Annotated in this window: 15 protein-coding genes and 2 pseudogenes; 5 read left to right on the forward strand and 12 right to left on the reverse strand. The window is 73.8% G+C overall.

The annotated features are described in order from the left end of the window. The first annotated feature begins 197 nt into the window (after nt 1-197). Nucleotides 198-509, forward strand: a complete 312-nt coding sequence (locus LG632_RS16650; RefSeq protein ID WP_226728100.1) for an ArsR/SmtB family transcription factor — start codon at nt 198-200, stop codon at nt 507-509. Nucleotides 510-518: 9 nt separating this feature from the next. Here LG632_RS16650 and LG632_RS16655 read toward each other — a convergent pair whose 3' ends face one another. Beyond that, nucleotides 519-3,257: a CBM96 family carbohydrate-binding protein gene (locus tag LG632_RS16655; RefSeq protein WP_226728101.1), complete on the reverse strand. Its 2,739-nt coding sequence runs from the start codon at nt 3,255-3,257 to the stop codon at nt 519-521. 194 nt (nt 3,258-3,451) lie between these two features. On the opposite strand from LG632_RS16655, the gene LG632_RS16660 reads away from it, so the two are divergent. Beyond that, nucleotides 3,452-4,708 (forward strand): MFS transporter, encoded by a 1,257-nt coding sequence (locus LG632_RS16660; RefSeq protein ID WP_226728127.1) that lies wholly within the window; start codon nt 3,452-3,454, stop codon nt 4,706-4,708. Here the strand turns inward: LG632_RS16660 and LG632_RS16665 are convergent. Next, nucleotides 4,647-6,592, reverse strand: a pseudogene (locus LG632_RS16665) (glycoside hydrolase family 5 protein). The gene LG632_RS16660 and the pseudogene LG632_RS16665 overlap by 62 nt on opposite strands. Before the next feature lie 309 nt (nt 6,593-6,901). Between LG632_RS16665 and LG632_RS16670 the strand changes: the two are divergent. Together LG632_RS16670 and LG632_RS16675 are read left to right on the forward strand one after the other, a co-directional pair. After that, nucleotides 6,902-7,375 (forward strand): Crp/Fnr family transcriptional regulator, encoded by a 474-nt coding sequence (locus LG632_RS16670; protein WP_226728102.1) that lies wholly within the window; start codon nt 6,902-6,904, stop codon nt 7,373-7,375. Nucleotides 7,376-7,653: 278 nt separating this feature from the next. Next, nucleotides 7,654-8,100: an SSI family serine proteinase inhibitor gene (locus tag LG632_RS16675; RefSeq protein WP_226728103.1), complete on the forward strand. Its 447-nt coding sequence runs from the start codon at nt 7,654-7,656 to the stop codon at nt 8,098-8,100. Nucleotides 8,101-8,312: 212 nt separating this feature from the next. Here LG632_RS16675 and LG632_RS16680 read toward each other — a convergent pair whose 3' ends face one another. Together LG632_RS16680 and LG632_RS16685 are read right to left on the reverse strand one after the other, a co-directional pair. Continuing rightward, nucleotides 8,313-9,188 (reverse strand): GNAT family N-acetyltransferase, encoded by an 876-nt coding sequence (locus LG632_RS16680; protein WP_226728104.1) that lies wholly within the window; start codon nt 9,186-9,188, stop codon nt 8,313-8,315. A gap of 42 nt (nt 9,189-9,230) precedes the next feature. Further along, nucleotides 9,231-9,680, reverse strand: a complete 450-nt coding sequence (locus LG632_RS16685) for a hypothetical protein (RefSeq protein WP_226728105.1) — start codon at nt 9,678-9,680, stop codon at nt 9,231-9,233. 153 nt (nt 9,681-9,833) lie between these two features. Here LG632_RS16685 and LG632_RS16690 point away from each other — a divergent pair, with 153 nt between their 5' ends. Further along, nucleotides 9,834-10,562, forward strand: a complete 729-nt coding sequence (locus LG632_RS16690; RefSeq protein WP_226728106.1) for an SIR2 family NAD-dependent protein deacylase — start codon at nt 9,834-9,836, stop codon at nt 10,560-10,562. 42 nt (nt 10,563-10,604) lie between these two features. On the opposite strand, the gene LG632_RS16695 is transcribed toward LG632_RS16690, so the two are convergent. From LG632_RS16695 to LG632_RS16730, 8 genes and pseudogenes are all read right to left on the reverse strand, one after another. Further along, nucleotides 10,605-11,084, reverse strand: a complete 480-nt coding sequence (locus tag LG632_RS16695; protein WP_226728107.1) for a VOC family protein — start codon at nt 11,082-11,084, stop codon at nt 10,605-10,607. Between the two features lie 141 nt (nt 11,085-11,225). Next, nucleotides 11,226-14,801 (reverse strand): bifunctional glycosyltransferase/CDP-glycerol:glycerophosphate glycerophosphotransferase, encoded by a 3,576-nt coding sequence (locus tag LG632_RS16700; RefSeq protein ID WP_226728108.1) that lies wholly within the window; start codon nt 14,799-14,801, stop codon nt 11,226-11,228. Between the two features lie 174 nt (nt 14,802-14,975). Then, complete coding sequence (locus LG632_RS16705) at nt 14,976-15,350, reverse strand: hypothetical protein (protein ID WP_226728109.1); 375 nt, start codon at nt 15,348-15,350, stop codon at nt 14,976-14,978. An 80-nt stretch (nt 15,351-15,430) separates the two neighbouring features. Then, the gene (locus tag LG632_RS16710; protein WP_226728110.1) at nt 15,431-15,856 is read right to left on the reverse strand and encodes a roadblock/LC7 domain-containing protein; all 426 of its coding nucleotides are present in this window, start codon (nt 15,854-15,856) and stop codon (nt 15,431-15,433) included. Nucleotides 15,857-15,912: 56 nt separating this feature from the next. Further along, nucleotides 15,913-16,695 (reverse strand): transcriptional regulator, encoded by a 783-nt coding sequence (locus LG632_RS16715; RefSeq protein WP_226728111.1) that lies wholly within the window; start codon nt 16,693-16,695, stop codon nt 15,913-15,915. Then, on the reverse strand, nt 16,692-17,150 hold the full coding sequence (locus LG632_RS16720; RefSeq protein ID WP_226728112.1) for a hypothetical protein: 459 nt from the start codon (nt 17,148-17,150) through the stop codon (nt 16,692-16,694). The genes LG632_RS16715 and LG632_RS16720 overlap by 4 nt, the downstream gene beginning before the upstream one ends. 172 nt (nt 17,151-17,322) lie before the next feature. Next, a pseudogene (locus tag LG632_RS16725) lies at nt 17,323-17,538 on the reverse strand (helix-turn-helix domain-containing protein); the annotation flags it as partial. Nucleotides 17,539-17,578: 40 nt separating this feature from the next. Next, nucleotides 17,579-18,556, reverse strand: a complete 978-nt coding sequence (locus LG632_RS16730; protein ID WP_226728113.1) for an aromatase/cyclase — start codon at nt 18,554-18,556, stop codon at nt 17,579-17,581. Between the last annotated feature and the right edge of the window lie 25 nt (nt 18,557-18,581).

Below are 18,581 nucleotides of genomic sequence, written 5' to 3' on the forward strand. Positions count from 1 at the left end.
ACGGGGCCCCCACCGGCGGCGGGCGCGGGCCGGGGTCTCGGTGGAGCCGCGGGAGCCGCAGGAGCCGCAGGTGGCGGCGCCCGGCGCGGTTCGGCCGGTCTGGTGCTGCTGCTGGGTGTGCGAGGCGTGCTCGCCGAATGTCCACATGACATCAACATATCAGCACATCCACATATATGCATGAGTAGACTGTGCGCATGGAACTCCTGTCCGCCTCGGATGCGTCCGCGGTCGCCGACGTCATGCAGGGCCTGGCCTCCCCCGCCCGGATCCGCATCCTGGCCCGCCTGCTCGCCGCGCCCTGCGCGGTCGGCGAGCTGGCCGAGGACCTCTCCCTCGGCCAGCCCACCGTCTCCAACCACCTGCGGCTGCTGCGCCACCTCGGCCTCGTGACCGGCCGCCGCACGGGCCGCACCGTGGTCTACGAGCTCCACGACGAGCACGTCACGGCCCTGCTCCAGCAGGTCCTGGCCCACGTCGGCCACGCCCCGGCCGGACCCGGGGCGTAGCCGGGGCGGCTACGGCGCGCCGAAGGTCAGCGTCAGCTGGGGCGTGCCCTCGTTCGCCGGCGCCTCCGAGGACCACAGCCACAGCGCGTCGGCCCCGCTGCCGGTCAGGGCCACGCTGTACGACGTCCCCAGCGCGCCGGCGAGTGCCGCCGGGTCCAGGGCGGTGGTGTGGACGGCCGACCCGTCCGGGACGCCCGCGAAGGTGCCGAGCACCTGGCCGCCGAGGGCCGGGCGGTTGTCGTACGTCGTCCCGGACTCCGTCCACGCGCCCGTGACCGGGACCACCGAGACGGTGTCGGCGGTGCCCGCCCCGCTCATGGTGCTCGTCCTGATCGCGAGCGCAGCCGACTTCAGCACCGTCCCCGCCGGCGCCGCCGGCAGTTCGAAGCGCAGGTAGCTGGCGTAGAGCGGGTTCCCCCGCACGGCCAGCGACCCCGAGGTGCCGAAGTTGGTGCCGGGCGCGCCCGCGTTGGCGTAGGTGTCCTCGGCGGCGGTGACCACCGCGACCGTGTCCGCCGGGGCCTTGGCGAGGGCGAAGTGGTTCTGGACCTGGGCCGCCGTCAGGACCGTCGGGTAGACGGCCGTCTCGTCGATCTGCCCCGCCCACAGGTCGCTTGTGGGCTTGTTGGGCCAGCCGCCCAGGCTGTCGCCGCCGACGTGCCAGTAACCGGAGAAGTTCTCGTGCGTGGTGGCGTTCAGCGTGCCGCGCTGGACGCCGTCCACGTACAGCACCATGCCGCCCGGGCCCTGGGTGGCGACGACGTGGTGCCAGGCATTGTCGTTGTACGCGCCGGCCGTGGTGATCGTACGGGTGGCGCCGTTGTAGACGCCGAAGACCAGCCGGCCGTCGTTCGTCATGTAGATGTGCTTGTCGTAGCGGTTGCTGCCCCGGTCCTGGTTGTTTCCGAAGCCGAGGATCTTGCCGCCGCGGGTGGTGCCGGTCCGGAACCAGGTCTCCAGCGTGTACGTGCTGCCGACCGAGTGACGCCGGTCGGCGTACACCCGGTTGTCGGTGCCGTTGAAGCCGATCGCCGTGCTCTTGCCGGTCACGGCGGCGGGCGTCTGGCGCAGGGCCGGCCCGTTCAGGTGCACACCGGCCGCGGTGCCGCCGCCGGAGGAGTCGGCGACGTACGGCAGCGAGGCGTCGTCGTAGCGCCAGTACAGCTCGGCGCCGTCGGCGCGGACCTGCGCCGGGTAGACCTCGTTGGACGTCGGCACCGTCACCGCCGCCGGGGCCGACAGGGCGCTGGTGTTGCCGGCCGCGTCGGTCGCCGTCACCCGGTAGGTGTACGTCTGGCCGGGCGTGACGGCGGTGTCCGTCCAGGAGGCCTGCGGCCGCTTGAAGAACAGCGAGTCGGCGTTCAGCGTGGCCACCGGGGTGGCGCCGCCGTTGCGGTAGACCCGGTAGGTGAGCCTGCTGTCGTCGAGGTCCAGGCTGGTGCGCCAGCGGACCTGCACCTGCCCGGGCCCGAAGGCCGCGGCACTCGCCAGCGGGACCGTGGGCGCGCCGGTGTCGCCGGTCGAGGCGAACCGGGTCAGGCTCTGCTGGCCGGCGCCGTTGACACTGGTGAACTCGCCGCCCACCCACAGGTACTGCACCCCGGCCTTGGCGCCGACGGTCAGCACGCGCGGGCCGATGCCCTCCCCGATGCCGTCGTCGGTGTCCGGCGACCAGCCGAGCTTGCCGGTGCCACTGGTGGGCTGGGCGAGCAGGTGGTGGCGCCGCCCGTCGGGGAACTCCCCGACGCTCGAACAGTCGTGGGCGTGCGAGGCGCTGTAGAGCACGTTCTGGTACGGCAGGACGGCCTGGGTGGCGCCCAGGCAGGTGTCGCGCCAGCGCTGGCCGAAGTCGGACAGGTCGAGCGCGATCCGGCCGTCGAACACCCCGCCGCCGGTGCCCTCGTTGGCGGTGTAGAAGCCGGTGCCGTCGGTGGCGATGTCCTTGACCACCGAGTTGGTCTCGATGAAGCCGGGGTAGGACCGGGTCAGAGCGCCGCTGGTGGCGTCGACGACGGCCAGGGCGTGGCTGCTGGTGCCGTTGACGGTGAAGAAGTCGCCGCCCAGGAGCACCTTGGAGCCGTCCGGGGTGACCTCCACGGCCCGGCCGGGTTCGTCGGCGTCGGCCCGGAAGGGCAGAAGCGCCCCGTCGTCGGCGGCGACGGCGGCGAAGCGCTGGCGCGGCTGGCCCGCCACGGTGAGGAAGTCGCCGCCCGCGTAGACCGTGTCGCCGGTGACGGCGAGCGCCCGGACCGTGGCCGCGAAGGCGGGCCGGAAGGAGGTCTTCACGGTGCAGGCGGCCACGTCGATCGCGGCCAGGCTGCTGACGGGCACGCCGTTGACCGCGCCGAAGTAGCCGCCCGCGTACAGGGTCTGCCGGTCGGGCGAGAGGGCCAGCGCCCGGACGGTGGCCGTGCCGGCGCCGACCGTGAAGGAGAGCTTGCAGGCGGTCGGTGCGCCCGTCGCGGCGTCCAGCGCCACGAAGTTGACCGCTTCCTGTTCGCTGCCGGCGCCGCCCGCGGGCAGTCGTACGGCGGAGAAGGTGCCGCCCGCGAAGACGGTGCCGCCCGCCTCGGCCAGGGCCCAGACGACGCCGTTGGGCTGCCAGGTCGGCAGCGCGTCGGCGGTGAAGGCCACGGGCGGTGTGACGGCGGCGGCCCGCGGTGCGAGGCCGAGGCCCAGTCCGAGTCCGGCACCCAGACCCACCAGGGACAGGGCGAGCGCGGCGGCCGGCCCTCTGGTTCTACGCATGAACCCCCCAAGTTCATTGTCTTGTCGTGTTCTGGCGCACCCTAGGGTCTCGACGCGATCACGTCACCGCACTTGACGTATCGGTTGCCGAACCGGCGCACAATAAGGCATCCGCCTGATCCGGCGCGGGGGCCTCAGCCCGCACCGTGAGCGGCGTGACGAAGACGAACGGGACGCCGGCCGGCCGGCGCGCGGTGCTGCGGGATCCGACCGCCCGCCGCTGTCTGACGGGTGTGGTGGTGTCGGGGTTCGGGTCCACGGCGATGTGGCTGGCCTCGGGGATCTGGGTCAAGGACCTGACCGGCTCGGACGCGCTGGCCGCCCTCACGGTGTTCGCGCTGTGGGCGGCGACCCCCTTCGGCCCGGCCCTGGGCACGCTCGCCGACCGCGGCCGGCGCCGGACCCTGCTGGTCCGGCTGAACCTCGCGCTCGCCGCGCTGCTGCTGACCCTGTGCGCGGTGGACTCCGCGCCGCGGGTGTGGCTGCTGTTCGCGGTGCTGGTGGTGTACGGGGTCGGCGGCGTGGTCGCGGAGGCGGCCGAGGCGGCGCTGGTCGCGGTGGCCGTGGACCAGGAGCTGCTGGGGGATTTCAACGGGCTGCGGATGGCGGCCGGCGAGGGCGTGAAGCTGATCGCGCCGCTGGCCGGTGCCGCGCTGTACGTGCGCTTCGGCGGGGTCGCGGTGGCGGTGCTGGACGCGCTGACGTTCCTGGCGGCCGCCGCGGTCTTCGCGAGTCGGCGGATCTCCGAGCCGGCGCCGGTCACCGAGCCGGAGCCGGTCGCCGCCCTGTCCGACGGCGCGCGGCCCGGCCTGCGCGCCCGGACGGCCGAGGGGGTGCGGGCGCTGTGGGGCACGCCCGCGCTGCGCCCGCTGGTCCTGGCGGCCGGGGCGGCGATGGTCTGCTCCGGGCTGGGCGGGGCGTTCCTCTACGCGGTCGTGGACCGGGGGCTCGGCCGCTCCCCCGCCTTCCTCGGGGTGTACTACGCCGTCCAGGGCGCGGGCTCGGTGGTCGCCGGGCTGCTGGCCGGGCCGCTGATGCGCCGGTTGCCGGTGCGCGCCTACGCGGCCGCGGGCTGCGCGGTGCTCGGCGTGGCCCTGGGGCTGCGCGCGCTGCCGTACGACGCCGCGGTGCTCGGCGGGGCGCTGGCGGCGGGGCTGGGGCTGCCGGCGGTGCTGATCGCCGCGCTGACCACGGTCCAGCGGGAGGTGCCGCCCGGGCTGACGGGCCGGGTGGCCGCCGGGACCACCGCGCTGGTGTACGCGCCGGCGGCGGTCGCCATGGGGGTGGGGCCGGCCCTGGTGGCTGCCGTCGACCACCGGCTGGCACTGCCGGTGGTCGCGGCGGCGGCCGTCGGGACGGCCGTGGTCCTGGCGCGGTCCGGACGGAGCGTCAGGGAGCCGGCCGGCACAGCAGTGCGGCCGGGGACGGCCGGGCGGCGAAGCGGGTCGTGAAGGCGATGCCCGCCGCGTACTCGGTGGGCAGGCACTGGCCCTTGTAGTGGCCGGAGGCGAAGTCGCCCCCGAGCGCGGCTGCGCCGGGCGGCCGGTTGTCGCCCTGGTCGAACCAGACCGTGCGGCCCGCGCCGGCCGGCAGCGGCGTACGGGCCGGGGCGCCAGGGCCGCGGAGACCCGTTCGCCGCGGACGCTGTAGCCGATCAGGAACTGGCCCTGCGGGCAGCTGAACTTGGTCCAGCCGGTGGCCCAGTCGCCGCCGGGCGGCACGTACGACTCGTCGCGCACGACGGTGTGGCCCCCGGTGCCGGCCCGCAGGTCGGAGCTCGCGCACAGCCCTCGGCCCCCGGTGCGGGCGAGTCCGGCCAGCCGCGAGCCGTCCGGGCAGACGGCCTTGCGGGCCCCGCTGTCCCAGTCGCCGCCGGCCCGGGTGCGCAGCGAGGCGACGTGATCGCGGTGGTCGATGTCCAGCTGGTACCAGGCAGGCGCGGCGGGCACGGTGCCGGTGCGGCCGGCCGCGCCGGTCAGGGCCGTCCAGGCAGGCGTCCGCCAGTCGCCGGGGTCCAGCACACCCGAACGCCGGCCGGTCGGGTCGTAGCGCAGCAGCGCCCAGGTGTCGCCGCCGGAGCCGCCGGAGCCGTCCGCGCCGGCGGACCAGCCGACCAGCGGCCAGTACGCGTAGTCGGCGTCGGCCTCGGTCAGCAGGTCGGTGAGCCGCTGGAACCAGGTGCGCGGCGCGGCGCCCTGCTCGTCGGCGCCGATGCCGAACTCGCTGATCCAGACGGGGGCGGTGAAGTGGGTGCCGGTCTCGGCGGACACGTAGAAGGCCTGGTCGTGGAGGACCTGGCGCAGTCGCTCGGCGGTCAGGTCCTGGTAACGGGGGTCGTGGGTCTCGCCGATGCCGGTCGCGCCGCTGTGGTTCGGTCCGGTGTAGCCGTAAAAGTGGGCGGAGTAGACCAGCTTGTGGGAGACGACCAGGGTGTGGGACAGCGTACGGACCGGGGTGAGGGTGGGGCGTCCGTGCGGGAAGCCGTCGACGGGCAGGCCCGTCCAGTTGATGCCCTCGACGACGACCAGGAGGTCGGGGTTGGCCTCGCTCAGGATCCGGTCGGCGGCCTCCTGGGCGGCGGCGTGCCAGTCGTGGTCGTCGCCAAGCCCCCAGTTGGGGTCGTCCCAGACGTCCCGGCGGACCTCGTTGTAGAGGTCGGCGCCGACCACGCGGGGGTTGCCGCGGTAGCGGCGGGCCATGGCCACCCAGTCGTCGGCCCATTGGGCGGTGGTGCGGCCGCTGCTGTTCCAGCGCTCGTTGCCGTCCAGGCCGCAGCACCAGCGGGTGGTGACGGTGTGGTTGTTGAGGACGACGGCGAATCCGTCCGCCGTGAGCGCGTCGACCACCGCGTCGAAGACCTGGAGCGGGGTCCGCCCGCGCAGGCCGGGGTTGGCGGCCACGGCCGCGTCGGGGACGGGCGCGGTGGTGCGCAGCATCTCGTTGGAGAACGGCAGTCGGATGCTGTTGAGGCCGAGGGCCCGGAAGTCGGCGAGCAGCCGGGGCAGGGGCACCCGGTCCAGGCCGAGCGGGATGCCGTACGAGGGCTGCCCGGCGTGGTGGGAGGCGGGGTCGGCCCGGTCGCCGGAGCCGGTCCAGGAGCCCTGGGCGCCGTCCCAGTTGCCGGCGCGCAGCCGGAAGCGTTCGCCGCGGGCGTCGACGACGTAGCGGCCCCGGGTGGACAGCGGCGGGGTCCAGGTCTCCTGGACGGCGCGGTCCGCCGTGGACCCCGGGGCGCCGGAGGCGGGCGCGGGGGCGGCCGGGGCGGGAGGGGTGGCGAGGGAGAGCAGGAGGGCCGCGAGGAGGGTGCCGCGTGCGGCCCGTGACAGAGTCTTCATGACATGCCCGTCGAGGGGGTCCGGCCGGCTGGCCGGACGGCCGATGAGTTGGTGGGGACACGTCAAGTTACCGGCTGGTCGGCCCACGGGGGAAGCCGCCGGAAAGCCGACGGGAGGCCGCCGGGAAGCCCGGGCAGGCCGACGGGCGGCCTCGGGCAAGCGGCCGGACAGCCTTGGGGCAAGCCACCGGACGGCCCCGGCCGGCCCGGGCCGGCGGACGCCCGCGGAACACCTGCGGACCGGCGGGTGCCCGACCGGGCCGGTCACCCCCACACTGGTGGTGGGGGGACCCTGTGAACGGAGGCCGTCGTGAGCACACCTTCCCCCATCCGGATCGCCGCCGTCCTGTCCGCCGACCACCGCAGGCGCCTGATGGCGTTCGCCCGGGAGGTCAATTTCGCCGAGGATGCCCGGATCTTCGAGGAGGGCGAGCCGGCGGAGTCGTTCTGGATCGTGCGGTCGGGGACCGTGACGCTGGAGGTCCCGATGCCGGGACACCGCCGGGCGGCGACGGTCGAGAACCTCGGCACCGGGGAGCTGGTGGGCTGGTCCTGGCTGTTCCCGCCGTACGTGTGGCAGCTCAGCGCCCATGCGATGACCCCCGTGCGGGCCTACGAGTTCGACGCGAAGCGGGTACGGATGCTGATGGACGCCGACCCGGCCTTCGGCTCGGCGCTGGGGCACTGGGTGGGCCGGGTGCTGGCGCACCGGCTGCACGAGACCCGGGTGCGCCTGATGGACCTCTACGCCCCGCGCAGCGCGTCGGGGAGCCTTCCGCTGTAGCGGACCGCGCGGCACCGGCCCGCCCGCACCGCCGGACCGAAGGGATCCGACCGGAACGGATCGGAGCAGAGCGCAACGGACCGGAAGCGAGCGGAACGGACCGGTCCAGGCCGATTCCCGGCCGGATTGCCGTCCTGGTCAAGGACACCCACCCGGCTGCGGCCTGCGATCGAACGGTCACGAATGGTGACGGAAATTGACGGTGGAGGCAGGCGTTCGGGGAGCGCGTGGGCAAGACTGTCCGCTATCCGAAAACGCGACCCGAAGGAGTGTTCGCAATGCGGTCCATCGTCAGGGGTCTGGGGCTCGCTTCCGCCGCCATGGGGCTGACCGCGCTCACCGCGCTGGCCGGTTCCGGGGTGGCGGACGCCGCGCCCGGCGACACGCAGAGGCTCTACGCCCCGTCGGCGCTCGTCCTCACCGTGTCGGCCGGCGCCGTCGAGGGCGAGCAGGGCACGGCGCTGCGCGCGGTGACGCTGGTCTGCGCGCCCGTCCCCGGCGGGACGCACCCGGCGCCCGCCGCCGCCTGCCGGGAGTTGCGGCAGGTCCGGGCCCGCTTCGACGCGATCACCGTGCCTCCGGTCAGCCGCCCCTGCACCCGGGAGTGGGACCCGATCACGGTGACCGCGGCGGGCGTCTGGGAAGGCCGGCACGTCAACTACGCGCACACCTTCGCCAACCGGTGCGCGCTGCGCCACGGCAGCGGCACGCTGTTCGCCTTCTGACGCGGACGACGCGGCCGCGGACCAGCTCGAACAGCAGCAGGACGAGCCCGGCTCCCCAGATCCACCACAGGGCGGTGCTCAGGAAGGGCGTGTCCGTGGTCCACCGCACCACGCTGAGCACCGCCGCGACGAAGAGCAGGAAGTACGCCATCGTGGTCCCCCCTCGGCAGGCGGTCCGACCACGTGCAGCGTAGGCCAACGCTCCAGGACTGTCAGCCCAGTTCGAGGCTGGTGACCCCGTACAGGCCGGCCAGGTCCAGCTCCGGCGCCGGGCCGGTGTACATGCGGGCCGCCTCGAAGGTGGGGACCAGTCCGAGCCGCGCCATCAGGGCGGTGGCCGCCGGGTTGGCGTCGGGCACGTCCACCGCGACCGTGCCGTCCGGCACCTCGGCCGCGAGCCGGCCGACCAGGGCGGCCGCCACCTCGGGCGTCGCCGCGTACAGGGGACCGATGCGGGAGGCCGCGCTGCACGGCCGCACCAGGCCGAGGCCCTCGATCCGCCCCTCGCGGACCGCGGCGACGCCCGTGCGTCCGGGCAGGCCCAGCCAGGCGGCCAGGAAGGCGTCACGGGCCTCGGGGAAGAACCGCCGGTCGTAGGCGGCCAGTACGTCGAAGGGCAGCGAGGCCGCGTCCACCAGCTCCACGCCCCGGACGCCGCCCGCGTCCTGCGGCACGCCCTCGTGGCGGACGTTGTTCCAGGCCCGCCGGAAGCCGGACGTGCGGTAGTTGTCCTGCTGCTCCACCACCCCGTCCAGACCGATCAGGCGCCCCTCCAGCCGTGCCATGCCGGCCCGCCAGAGCTGGATGCCGTAGCCCTGGCCGCGGAACCGCGGGTGGGCGATGTAGAAACCGATGAAACCGAACCCGGTGCCGTACCGCACGGCCGAGATGCAGGCGGCGGGCTCCCCGTCGCACCGCCCGACGAGGAAGCCCCGGGGATCGGCCACGGCGAAGGCGAAGCGGTCGCTGTCCCCCGGATTCCACCCCTCCTCGTCGGCCCAGGCCCGCAGCAGCTCCATGTCCGCCCCGCCGGCGCCGGTGATCTCGAACCGCGTCGAAGTACCCGTCGAAACCCTCGATCCCGTCATGGGACGAGTTCTACCAGACCCGACGAACCCTCAGCAGAGCGTCTAAGGCGTGCTCCTGGGGGTCGCAGGGCCGCCGCAGATGACGTCGTCGAGCACGATCGGCCGGGAGTCCAGGCGGACGTACGCGGTCACGGTGTCGATCTCGCCGGCGCCCCAGTGCGTGGTGACGGTGGCCCAGCCGACGCCCGCGGACTGCGCGACGGTGACCTCCCCGACGGTGATGTCCTGGGGGACGTTGCGGGCGCAGAGCAGGACGTCCTGGTCGGGGGTGTTCTGCTGTTTCTCCTTCAACTGATGGGACACCCGGTGCGTGCGGTGGTAGCGGGACGGGCCGTGGTGCCCGTAGAAGTCGGTCAGGAAGCGGCCGATCTGGGCGGCGGTGTGCCGCTTGTGGCCGAACGGGCCGTCGGCGACGGCAGCCGGAGCGGAGGCGGCCAGCGCGATCAGCGCGGTCAGGCAGAGCGCGGAGAGGCGGTGCGGAAGGTTCCTCATGCCTGGGGTGTAACCGCTGCCCGGCGGCCGGGAGCGAATGACGCGCGGATCTCACTCCTGTGGAGGCCGGGGTTCACCACGCTGGCACCGGTCGCGTGCGCAGGCCTCGCAAAAGGGTTCGCCCCCGGTGGCCGGCGTCCGTAGGGTCGCCCCATGAGGAAACCGCTCGTCGCCGTGTTCAGCGGGGCCGGAATGTCCACCGACTCCGGGATTCCGGACTACCGGGGCCCGCAGGGGCTGTGGCGCCGCGACCCCGAGGCGGAGAAGCTCGTCACCTACGCGTCCTACATGGCGGACCCGGAGATCCGCCGCCGGTCCTGGCTGATGCGCGCCGAACTCGCCGCACTGGCGGCGCGGCCCAACGCCGCGCACCTGGCCGTGGCCGAGCTGGAGCGCGGCGGGACGCCGGTGCGGGTGATCACGCAGAACGTGGACGGGCTGCACCAGCTGGCCGGACTGCCCGCCCGCAAGGTGTTCGAGCTGCACGGCACCGCGCGGCAGGTGGTCTGCACCCGCTGCCACGCCCGCACCGAGATGGCCGAGGCCCTCGCCCGGGTGGCCGCCGGCGAACCGGATCCCGCCTGCGGGACGTGCGGCGGGATCCTGAAGGCGGCCACCGTGATGTTCGGCGAGCGGCTCGACCCCGAGGTGCTGGGGCAGGCCATGGCCGTCGCCAAGGGCTGCGACGTCTTCGTCGCGGTCGGGTCGACGCTCCAGGTCCAGCCCGCCGCCTCGCTCGTGGGCATCGCCGCGGAGCACGGGGCCCGGCTGATCATCGTCAACGCCGAGGAGACCCCGTACGACCCGCTGGCCGCCGAGGTCGTCCGCGAGCCGATCGGGACGGCCCTGCCGCGGTTGCTGCGGCGGCTCTCCGCGGCCTAGGCCCCGCTCTCCGGAGGGCGCGCTGCCCGGCGGCACCTCGCCTCAGGTGCCGTCGGCGGCCCGGCGCATCTGCTCGACGTCCAGCTTCTGCATGGTCAGCATCGCCCGGGTGGCGCGGGCCGCGCGCTGCGGGTCGGGGTCCGCGACCAGTTCCAGGACCTCCGCCGGGAAGACCTGCCAGGACAGTCCGAACTTGTCCTTGACCCACCCGCAGGCGACGCCCTCGCCGCCGTCGGCGGTCAGGGCCTCCCAGTAGTGGTCGGCCTCCGCCTGGTCGGCGCAGTGCACCTGGAACGAGACGGCCTCGGTGAAGGTGAACTCGGGGCCGCCGTTGAGGGCGGCGAACCGCTGCCCGTTGGCCTCGAACTCGACCACCAGCACCGACCCGACCGGGCCGGGGCCGGCCTCGGTGCAGCGCACGATGCGGCCGATGCTGCCGTCCTTGAAGACGGACACGTAGAACTCGGCGGCTTCCTCGGCCTTGCCGTCGAACCACAGGCAGGTGGTGAATCCCTTGATCATGACGCCTCCAGGTGGCTGGGCGGGCGCGGTCACGCCCTCGTGCCGGTACAGACCGGTCCCGGGCCCCCGATTCATCGGCGGGCCCGGGACCGGTTCTGCGCTTCACCCGGAGGGGTCAGCTCACGTCAGCTCACGCCGCGCTCACTTCGCGCCGAGCATCCGGTCGACGACCTGGGCGGCGGCGGTGCCCTTGTCCAGGTCGGCGAACTCGGCGCGGAAGGCGGCCCGGGCCCCGGCGTACTGCGCACCGACCGCGTCCGCGTTCTTCACGGCCTCGATCAGGGCGGCCGAGTCGTGCAGCAGCGGGCCGGGCGCCTTCTCCTCCAGGTCGAAGGTGAAGCCGCGCAGAGTGTCGCGGTAGTGCGCCAGGTCGTACGTGAACAGCAGGATCGGCTTGTCGGTCAGGGCGAAGTCGCACATCACGGAGGAGTAGTCCGAGATCAGGACGTCCGCCACCAGCAGCAGGTCGGTGGTGTCGGGCCAGCGGCCGACGTCCAGCACGAAACCGTCGCGGACGGCGTCGCGGACCTGCTCGTTGACCCGGTAGTGGCCGCGGATCAGCAGGACGTGGTCCTCGCCGAGCTCGCGCCGGGCGGCGTCGAGGTCGATCTGGAGGTCCAGCTTGTAGCCGCCGCTCCAGCCCTCGCGGTTCTCCCGCCAGGTCGGGGCGTACAGCACGACCTTCTTGCCCTCGGGCAGGCCGAGCCGGCGGCGGACCTCGGCGGTCCGCTCGGCGACCTGCTCGTCGTCCCGGCGCAGCAGCACGTCGGCGCGGGGGCTGCCGACCTCCATGACCTCGCCCTGGTAGCCGAGCGCGCGCCGCAGGACGGGGGTGGCGAAGCTGGAGGGCGACACCAGCAGCGACCACTGGGCGCTGTCGTGCTCCAGCGCGGCGAGGATCTCCGGGCTGGAGTAGTAGTCGTGGATGTAGTCGTGGCCGATCTGCTTGAGCGGCGTGCCGTGCCAGGTCTGGACGACCGTCTGGCCCTCGCGGCGGCGGAAGGTGCGCGGGACGCTGTCGTTGGTCACGTAGTACTTGGCGCGGGCCAGCACGTCCCAGGCCTCCAGGCTGCCGTACTGCACGGCGCGCGCGGTGGCCGGGACCTCGGCGCGGCCGTCGCGGACCAGCCAGATGTGCTCCAGCTTCTCGCCGCGGCGCAGCAGCTCCTCGTGGATGGCACGCGGGGAGTCGCCGGCGCCGTTGCCCTGGAAGGTGTCGAAGACGACCATGTCCTTGACCGGCGCCTGGCGCTGGGCCGGGTAGGTCACGTCGCGGGCGACGCGCTGGGCGTAGCGGGAGCGGTCGTGCGGGCTCAGCAGCTGGTCGGCGACGAGCGCCATGCGGTCGTAGTAGCGGGCCTCCACGCGCATGCGGCGGCCGGCGACGGTCAGCGCGACCGGGCCGGTGCCGAGCGCCGGGGCGACCAGCTGGACGGGCGCGCCGCGGTCGACGCCGAGCAGGCCGGCGGTGGTGCCGCCCTGGGAGAGCGGGCGCAGCGTGGGCCACCAGCGGCCGTGCGGCAGCGAGGTGCGGCCGGCGTACGCCTCGGGCAGCATCGGCTCGAAGGTGGCCTCGAACCGGTCGCCGTCCCGGGTGGCGGGGTAGCTGAACTCCTCGCCGTGCCAGTTGTGCAGCACGAACTCGTACGGCTCGTCGGTCGGCGCGTGGAAGGTGCCCTTGAGGGTGAGCACGCCGTCCTTGGCGGTGACCGTGTCGACCAGCGGCGGCGACGGCTGCATGGACAGGCAGAGCCGGCCGTCGTCGGTGCGCTTGGCGTAGAGGGCGCGGCCGGTGGTGTCACCGGGGACGGGGACGACCAGGCCGGTGAAGCCTCCGCGCTCGTCGTGGGCCAGCGGGTAGGTGGTGCCGTCGGCGCGGACCACGGTCAGGTGCCACGGCTCCGGCGCCCACTCGCCGGGCTTGACCTCGGTATCGGGGACGGCGGCCAGGTCGGCCACGGGGACGGTCACGCTGAACGGGACCCGGCCGCCGACGGCGGAGTCGGCTTCCAGCGGGAAGGTCAGCTCGGTGCCGGTGGTCTGGTGGGTCGCGCGCAGGACGGCGCCGGCGCCGGGCTGCTCGGCCAGTTCACCGGTGACGGTGAGGGCGCCCTCGCCGTCGGTGGTCACGTCCAGGGCGCGGGCGCGGACGATCTCCACGGCCACGGTGAAGGTGGGCGAGACCTGCGGGACGACGCGGACGTCGGGGGCCACCCAGTGCGCGGGCGGGGTCAGGCCGCTGTCGTGGTCGCCGCCCTTGAGGCGGGCGCGGTGCAGGCCGCCGGCGCCGGTGACGGCGATGGAGGTGGTCCAGACGCCCTCGTGCCACTTGCCGCCGGTCTGGAAGATCGACGGGTCGACGACGGCGGTGAAGCCGGCCCAGTCGGCGTGCCGCAGCGCGAGGTGCGGGGCGTTGACCGTGGCCATCGGGGAGGCGACGGTGCGGGCCGTGACGACGGAGCGGCGGCGCTTGCCCTTCTCGCGGAAGACGAGCATCTTGCGCGAGCCGAGGCGGCTCTCGGCACCGAGGTGGCCGGGCAGGGCGTAGCCGCGCAGCAGCAGCTTGCCGCCGGCCCAGGCCGCCTGCTCGACGCGGCTGACGACGCGGAGCTCGCGGTTGCCGAGGGTGAGGATCTTGGCGGGGACCGGCGGGCGGCCCTGGAGGAAGGGGTAGTCCGCCGTGGGGCGGGCCAGGCCCTTGACCGGGACGCTCCAGGAGTAGTCCTCCTGGTGCTTGAGGAGGGCGATGAAGTCCTCCACGCGGCCCTCGCGGGCGAGGTAGGCCTTCAGGCGGTCGGCGACGGTCAGGTCGTTCCAGGGGCCCTCGCCGATCTCGCGGACCAGGCCGCCGACGTGCTCGACGAAGGCGTCACGGAAGTCCTGGCCGCCCTCGGGCACGTACTTGTAGATGAGCGGGAGCTCTTCGGCGAGCACGTTGTGGTCGTAGTCGCGCAGGTAACGGGCGTACTCCGGGCCCTGCTTGGCCTTGAGCGACTCGCGGACCAGGCGGACGGAGGTGACGCGGTCGATGAGGGAGACCGGGTCGGTGGAGCGCTGGGTGATGGAGCGCTCACCGGTCTCGCGGACCCGCCAGTGGTAGACGACGTCACCGAGGATGTCGACGCTCTCGGCGAAGTAGTGCGCGGGGATGCTGACGGGGGCGTCCTCGTAGAGGATGCCCTCGGGGTACTGGAAGCCGTGCTTGTCCCAGAACGTCCGGCGGTAGACCTTGTTCCACGCGGTGCGGTCGGTGACCAGCGGCGCGAACTTGGAGATGTGGGTCTTCAGCCGGGTCTTGGCGAAGGGCGCGCGGTGGCCCCACGACTGGTTCATGCCGACGGAGCGGAAGCGCAGCACGTTGCCGCCGACGAAGTCGGATCCGGTCTCGTCGAGGGTGTCGACCATCAACTGGTAGGCGTTCGGCGGCATGGTGTCGTCGCTGTCGACGAACGCGAGGTACTCGGTGCCTTCGGCGATGTGCCGGGCACCGGTGTTGCGGGCGGCACCGAGGCCGGCGTTCTCCTGCTGGACGAGTCGGAACCGCTTGTCCCGCGCGGCGAACTTCTTGGCGATGTCGGCGCTCGTGTCCGTGGACCCGTCGTCGACCATGACGACTTCGAAGTCGTCGAACGTCTGGGCGGCGAGGGACTCCAAGCACTCGTCGAGATAGAGCTCGACGTTGTAGACGGGGACGACGATGCTCAGGCGCGGGGGCATGGGTGAGGGATTCTCCAGCAGGGGTTTCTCTGTCAATGATCAGCTAATTACAGCATCTTACTCTGTAACGGGATGATAAAATCCCCCCATCCAGGGCATATCCCCCCACACCGCCGAGGCGGGCGACAAAGATTCAGCCGCCCGCCACCTGTCGGTGACTGCCGGTACGGACGGTCACACCTCCAGTTCGGCCTCGATCTTCTTCAACTGGTGACGGGCCATCGCGAGATTGGCCCGCTGCTTGTCCAGAGCGAGATAGAGGAACAGCCCCTGGGAGCCGCGCGAGCGTAGCAGGCGGATGAGGTGGTACTGCGAACCGAGGGTGATGAGGATGTCCTCGATCTCGTCGTTGAGGCCGAGCATCTCCATGGTGCGGACCTTGGCGCGCACCACGTCCGTGTTGCCCGCGGCGGCGACCGTCAGGTCCAGGTCCTTGCCGCCGCCCAGGGTGCCCAGCGCCATGCCGCTGGTGTAGTCGACCAGGGCGGCGCCGATGGCCCCCTCGATGACGGTGGTGGCTTCCTTGAGCGCGAGCTCGACGTTGGCCATGTGGGATTCCTCTCGATGGGCGCCGTGTGCACGGTGCACCCGGCGTGCGTACGTCGTGTACGCGTCGGATCTGCGAAGGACTACGCGGGGGCGCCGGGACCCCGGCGGCCGAGCGTGTGGTCGATGAGCTCCGCTATGCGGAGGCTGGAGCGGCGGGCCTCCAGGTGGAGCCGGCCGACGTTGGCGCGGGGTTCCGCGATCAGGGTGAGCACCGCCGTGTCCCCCGCGGCGTAGGTGGCGACGTAGCCGTGCTCGCCGCGGACCAGGAGCTCGCGGAAGCCGCCCTGGCCGGTGGTGTCGCTGAGCCGCTGGGCCACGCCCAGGGCGGCGGCGGTGAGGGCGGCCACCGACTCGGCCTCCGTGGCGGCGGTGTCCTGCGCGAGGACCAGGCCGTCGGCGCTGGCGGCGAGCACTCCGGTGAGCTGGGGGACCCGGGCCCGGAGCCGGCGCAGTTCGGCGAGTATCTCGGCCTCGGCTTCTGCGGGCACCATGACGATTCCACTCATCTCGGACTTCCTCCTCTCGGCTTGCCTGCGCTCGGCGAGCTGTCGCAGCGGGAGCCTCACAGGCTTGCCTCCAGTGCGTCGCGCAACCGGCGGAGCAACGCCACGTCCGGGGGCTGGGCCTGGGTCATCCAGGCGGGAAGGGCGGCGGGAGCCGGTGCGGGAGCCGGCTCGCGCGGGGTCTCGACCAGGCCGGCCGCGGCCAGCCGGCGGACGTCGAGCAGCGTGTGGAAGGCCGGCCGGCCCAGGGCCCAGGCCAGTGCGGCGGGCGTGCGCACCCCGTCGGCGGCGCGCAGCAGGGCCCGCTGGCGCAGGGTGACCGTCTGGCCGGGGGCGGCCTCCCGGGGCACCACGGGGGCGGTGTCCAGCAGCGGGTACGGCCAGACGGCGTCCAGCAGCTCGCGGCGGCGCACGGTCTCGCGTTCGACGGCTTCGGCGGGGACCGGGCGGACCGAGCCGATCCAGTGGGTGGCGCCGCGCCGGAACCGGGAGGGGCCGCTGCCCGGGGAGAGGGCGAAGAAGGCGGCGTCGAAGATGGCCGCGAGATGGCAGATCTCCAGCTCGCCGCCGGCCAGGCCGCCGCTGTCGACGAGGAAGCGGGCCACCTCGCGGCGGGCGCCGGCCCGGTCCACGGCCTCCCGCCAGCGCTCGCGGGTCAGGCCGCCGCCGGCGGTGAGCAGGATCTCCAGGCCGGGCGTGGCCGGGCTCTCGGCGTGCACGATCCGGCCGTCCTCCAGGAAGAGGGTGCCGCGGTCGCGCAGCAGGGCGCCGGTGGCGCGCTCCTCGGCGAGCCGGGTCAGCAGGGGGGAGACCGCACCGGTGGCGGCCGTGCCGGCGGTCACCTGAGCACCAGCCCTTCGGCCAGGTCGCGCAGTCTCATGCGGGCCAGGGCGAGGTTGCCCTCCGCCCGGTCCAGCCACAGGTGGAGGAAGACGCTGCTGTCGAAGCTCGTGGCGACGAAGCGGAGCACGTGGTAGCCGGTGCGGGTGGTCACGATCAGGTCCTCGACGGGCGGGCCGCCCACGCCCGCGGCCGCGGCGCCCGCGGCCCCGCCGGGGCCACCGCCCGCGGCCCCGGGCGCCGGCCGGGCCGCCGGGTCGGACGTCGCCGCGAAGGTCTCGTACTCGGCCGCCGCGCGGGCCAGCTCCGCGGTCTCGGCGGCGGTGGTCTCGTGGTCGCCGACCGGGGACTCGCCGACCGTGCCGAGGGCCAGTCCGCTGCTCCAGTCCACGAGCGCGGCCCCCCGCGCCCCCGGCAGGGCCATGGCTTCGAGCAGGCATTCGTCGATCCCGGGCACGCGGGCTCCCCTCCCGGCCGTATGTGCGTGGTGCACAGCCGTACGGCGCGACAGGGATGAACTTACTGAACCTCCGTAGCCCGCAAGGGTGTTCTGGCATTTTCCAGAGGAACATGCGCGAATGCGATCACAAACATGGCCTGAATCACGACGCCAAGGGCAAATGATCAGACAACCGGAAGGCTCCCCCCTCGCGCAGCACATAACCCTCATGGGTCAGGGTGCGCAGGAGGTGGTAGACCGTGGGAAGTGGAATCCCGGTCAGACGGGACAGCCGTTTGGCGGTGACGCCGCCTTCCGCGTACATCGCCTCCAGCAGGCGCAGCGCCCGCTGCACGGAGCCGATCAAGGTGGGTGCGCTGTCCTTGTGGATGTGATCGGTGCCCATGGTGGATCCCCCTGCTCGCTCAGGACGCCCGGCAAACACATCAAAGTCGCTCACCGGTCGCAAACCCAGCTGACTCGCGCAAACCCGAGCATAAGATCAACGCATGTGCGTCCCGGAGCCGGGCGAGCGCGGTCCGGGCCGCCCGGCCCAGCTCCTCCCGTACGTCCTGCCGTACGCGCGGCCGGTCGGCCTCGGTGCGCAGCACCACCCGCTGGCGCACGGTCACGGTGGCCGCGCCGGGTCCTTCCGCGGTGACCGTCCAGCTCCCGGTGTGCACGGCCAGCGGAGCCACGGGGCCGGGTGTCTTGAAGACGACCCTCGCCTCCTGCGGCAGGCGGACGACGGCAGCCGCGGGCGGCTCCGGCGTCCCCGCCGCGGCCCCGCTCGCCGCCGTCGCCGGGACCGGGGCCGGCCACAGGGCGCCGTGGTCGAGCCGGTCCAGGACGGCCGGCGCCGGTTCCTCGATGCGCAGGCGGTCGGCGAAGGAGAACAGCAGCCCCTCCAGGCGCCGGGGCCGCTCGGCGAGCCGGGCCAGCCGGGCGAGCTCGGCGCGGCTGTTGGTGTCGGTGGCCCGCAGCACCCAGGCGACGTCCTCCGCGCGGTCGCCCGCGACGCGGAAGTCGTGCAGCAGCGTCACCCGGCAGCGGCCGGGGCCCAGCGGGTCCACGGTCCAGGTGCCGCCCATGGCGCTCAGCGGCGGTGCCGGGACCTCCTGGCGGAAGCCGATGCGCCGGGCGACGGGGTCCAGGTCCCGGCGGGAGGTCCAGTGCTTGAGGGTGCCGTTGGCGGTGGCCCAGATCTGCAGTCGCTCCGCCGCGGTCCCCGGGCGGGAGCCGGGCGCGCCGGTGCCGGGCGCGCCGGTCCCGCCGGTGGCGGGCGGGTCCAGGCGGCGCACGTGGACGGTGGGCGGGAACAGCAGCGGCCACCGCTCGGCGTCCGCGAGCAGTGCGTAGACGGTGTCGGCCGGAGCGTCGGCCTCCACCTGGTGGGAGGTGCGGTGCACCTGTTCCGTGGGCACGGTGGGCGCCCCTTCCATCTCGGGA

It is taken from the genome of Streptomyces antimicrobicus (genome assembly GCF_020532625.1).
Classification (GTDB): Bacteria; Actinomycetota; Actinomycetes; order Streptomycetales; family Streptomycetaceae; genus Streptomyces; species Streptomyces antimicrobicus.